Below are 3812 nucleotides of genomic sequence, written 5' to 3'. Positions count from 1 at the left end.
CCGTGCTGGTGGGTGACCCGCTGCGGCTGGAGCAGGTGCTCATCAACCTGTGCAGCAACGCCGTCAAGTTCACCGAAACCGGCGAGATCGTGGTGGTGACGGTGCGTGCGGTGCTGGCCGCGCGTGACCGTGTGACGCTGCGCTTCTCGGTGCGCGACACCGGCATCGGCATGACCGAGCTGCAGTTGAGCGGCCTGTTCCAGCCCTTCAAGCAGCTCGACGCTTCGACCACGCGCCAGTTTGGCGGCACCGGTTTGGGCCTGGCCATCTGCAAGCAGCTGGTCACGCTGATGGGCGGCGAGATCGGCGTCAAGAGCCAGCCCGGGCGCGGCAGCGATTTTTTCTTCACAGCCGCCTTCGGCCTGCCACCGCAGCCCGAGGCGCCGGCCTATGACGAACAGGCCAACGCCCGCCAGCGCGTGCTGGTGATCGACGACAGCACCAACTCGCGCGAGATCTTCCAGGGCCTGCTGGCCACGCTGGGCTACCGCGCCACGCTGGTGGTGTCGGGCGCACAAGGGCTGGTGGAGTTGCGCCGCGCCCAGGCCGCAGGCGAGCCCTACGAGGTGCTGCTGCTCGACTGGAAGATGCCCGAGCTCGACGGCTTCGAGGTAGCGCGGCTGATACGCCAGGACGCCGCGCTGCGGCCGGCGCCGCGGATCATCCTCGTCACCGCTTATGGCGACGAAGACCTGCCGCGCCGCGCCGCGCAAGAGGGCTTCAGCGGCTGCCTGAGCAAACCCGTCAGCAGCTCGACGCTGCAAGACGCCATCGTCAACGCCGTCGGCACGCACGCCGCGACCACGGCGGGTGATGCCGTCGGCGCGGTGGGTGTGCCCCCGAGCCTGGCGGGCCGGCGGGTGCTGCTGGTCGAAGACAACGACTTCAACCAGCTGGTGGCCGCCGAGCTGCTGCGTGACGTGGCCCACATGGAGGTGACCGTGGCGCCCAACGGCCAGGTGGCCGTCGACCTGCTGCGCGGCACGGCGGCGTTCGACATGGTGTTGATGGACGTGCAGATGCCGGTGATGGACGGTCTGCAGGCCACCCGCCTGATCCGCCAGGAGCCGGCGCATGCGCAGCTGCCCATCGTCGCCATGACCGCCCACGCGATGCTGCGCGACCGCGAAAAATGCCTGGACGCCGGCATGAACGACTACGTGACCAAACCCTTCGACCCCCACCAGCTGTTTGCCGTGATGGCGCGCTGGCTGCCCGCAGCGGCGGCGGCCGGCGCGGGCGGCGTGGTGCCCGAGGGCGAGGCCATTTCCTTCGAGCTGGGCTTGAAGGGCTGCCTGGGCCGCACCGAGCTGTACGACAAGATCCTGCGCCGCTTCGTGGAGGTGCGTGCCGACGACGCGGCCCGGCTGCAAGCTTGTCTGGCCTCGAACGACCGCGAGCAAATCGCCACCATCGCCCACACCATGGTGTCGAATGCGGGAACCATTGGCGCGCTCGCGCTGTCCGACGCTGCACGCCAGCTGCAACAGGCGGTGGATGCCGATGAGCGTGCACGTTGGCCCGCGCTGGCCCAGGCGTTTTCCGAGCGGCATGCGCGGGTGATGGCCGCGCTCTCGGCCCACTTCGATTCACAACCTCCGACCCCCAGGTGACCGTGCCACGAACTCCTCGACCCGGCCCACGCCCCAGCTCCTACTCGACGGCCCACGTCGCCAAGCGGCTGGGCATCTCCGTGCCGACGGTGCAGCGCTGGGTCGACACCGGCCAGCTCCAGGCCTGGAAGACCCCGGGCGGCCACCGCCGCATTGACGCCGAAAGCGCCGAGCGCCTGTTCGAGGCCCAAGCGCAAGACTTGCCCACAACCCTCGACCGCGCTGCCGACGCACTCAGCGTCGTGCTGGTCGAAGACAACGCTGCCGACCGCGACGTCCTCACCCTGCTGGTCAACGAGGCTTTGCCGGGCGCGCAGGTGGTGGTGTTCGAGAGTGGCATCCAGGCGCTGGTGGCCATTGGCCAGCAGGCGCCCGACATCGTGATCACCGACATCCTCATGCCCCACATGAACGGCATCGAGATGCTGCGCCAGCTGGCCACCCAGTGTGTGGTGCGGCCGCGCCTGATCGTGGCGGTCTCCAGCTTCACACCGGAGCAGCTGGCGCAGAAGGGCGAGCTGCCGCCCGGCGTGCGTTCCATTCGCAAACCCATCGACCCGCAGCCCTTCATCGCCGTGCTCCAGTCGGTGGTTTGAACGGTTGTCCGGCCGTTTTTCAGCACGGTCGCGGTGCGCTGGCATGAATTGCCAGGGGCACCGAGCCGGGCCGCATGAACGACAGCCGGGTGGGCATCGTCGGCCAGGTGCGCAACGCTTCTGAATCCTTGCGCTCAATGCCCCGGTCGAAGCGGCATCCGCCGGGGAACAAGGCCGCGGCTTCGCCGTGGTGGACGCCGAAGTGCGCAGCCTGGCGCAGCGCAGGGGGAGATGAGGCCGAGCGCGGCAGCGATGCACAGCGCGGCGCTCAGAGCGGTCAGGCTGACCGCTGCCAAGCTGCATGCGCTTGCGCGCTGGGTTGATCCAACTTTCCCCGGACAGCAGTGCGCGAAGGCGGGAATCACGACAGACGGTGACCTCACTTGCCCGGTTCGGCGGCCTTCGCATCTTCGGCCCGCTTGGCCGCCGCCGCGCGCAGCGCTTTCAGCTTCTCGCGCGGGTCCTCGTGCGCCTTCGCCTCATGCAGTTTCATTTCGCCGATGAAGCGGCTCGGAATGCCCTGGATCGTGTCGCGGCCCTTCTTGCGGCGGCGCAGCACGTTCACCGCCAGCGTGCGCCGCGCGCGGGTGATGCCCACGTACATCAGGCGGCGCTCTTCTTCGAGCCGCTCGGGCGTCATCTCGTCGTCGTCGCTCTTGAAGGGCAGCAGGCCTTCGTTGACGCCGGCCAGCATGACGTGTGGCCACTCCAGGCCCTTGCTCGCATGCAGGGTCGACAGCGTGACCACGTCTTGTTCGTCACCTCGCTCGGCCAGGCTGATGATGACCGAGATGGTTTGGGCCACTTCGAGCACGCTCTTCTTCTCGGTCTCCACGCTTATGCCACCGTCGTTCTCGCCGGCACCGGAGGTGCCGTTGTCATCACTGCCGCCGCAGCGCCGGGCGATCCAGTCGACAAAGTCGAGCACGTTGGTCCAGCGGCTGGCGGCGAGCTTCTCGCTGTCTTCGCCGTCGTAGAGGTGTTTTTCGTAGTCGATGTCTTTCAGCCAGCCCATCAACAAGGCCTTGGCATCTTCCGCGCCGACGGTGTGGCGGGCGCGGTATTCGAGATCGTTCACATAGCGGCCGAACTCGTGCAGCGAGCCCACGGCACGTGCATTGAGAACCGTGCCCAGGCTCTCGGCGAACAGCGCTTCGTAAAGGCTGGTCTTCCACTTGCCGGAGAACTCGCCGAGCGAGGACAGCGTCTGGTGGCCGATGCCGCGCTTGGGCGTGGTCACGGCGCGCAAAAACGCCGGGTCGTCATCGTTGTTGACGAGCAAGCGCAGCCACGCACACAGGTCCTTGATCTCGGCGCGGTCGAAAAAACTTTGCCCGCCCGACACCTTGTACGGAATGTTGGCGCGGCGCAGCGCTTTCTCGAACATGCGGGCCAGGTGGTTGGCGCGGTAGAGCACGGCGAAGTCTTTGAACATCACCTCACCACCTTGGCCACGCAGCGATTGAATGCGCGCCACCACACGATCGGCCTCGTGCTCTTCGTTGTCACACTCGACCACCTGCACCGGGTCGCCGTCGCCCAGGTCGCTCCACAACTTCTTCTCGAACAGCTTGGGGTTGTGGCCGATCACCGCGTTGGCGGC

The 3812-nt window shown here is 67.5% G+C and carries 3 protein-coding genes and 1 pseudogene; 3 read left to right on the top strand and 1 reads right to left on the bottom strand.

All coding sequences use genetic code 11. From position 1 onward, the window contains the following. From RMO40_RS04745 to RMO40_RS04735, 3 genes and pseudogenes are all read left to right on the top strand, one after another. On the top strand, positions 1 to 1613 hold a 1613-nt coding region (locus RMO40_RS04745), incomplete at its 5' end, for a response regulator (protein WP_309717035.1). A 2-nt stretch (positions 1614 to 1615) separates the two neighbouring features. Then, on the top strand, positions 1616 to 2209 hold the full coding sequence (locus RMO40_RS04740) for a response regulator (protein ID WP_309717032.1): 594 nt from the start codon (positions 1616 to 1618) through the stop codon (positions 2207 to 2209). Positions 2210 to 2333: 124 nt separating this feature from the next. After that, positions 2334 to 2438, top strand: a pseudogene (locus RMO40_RS04735) (methyl-accepting chemotaxis protein); the annotation flags it as partial. Positions 2439 to 2588: 150 nt separating this feature from the next. Here the strand turns inward: RMO40_RS04735 and RMO40_RS04730 are convergent. Next, the coding region (locus tag RMO40_RS04730; RefSeq protein ID WP_309717029.1) for a 3'-5' exonuclease at positions 2589 to 3812 on the bottom strand (1224 nt) is incomplete at its 5' end.

This window comes from Rhizobacter sp. (assembly GCF_031412075.1).
Classification (GTDB): domain Bacteria; phylum Pseudomonadota; class Gammaproteobacteria; order Burkholderiales; family Burkholderiaceae_C; genus Rhizobacter.
The sequence above is the reverse complement of the archived record's forward strand: the minus strand, read 5'-3'. Positions and strand labels throughout refer to the sequence as shown.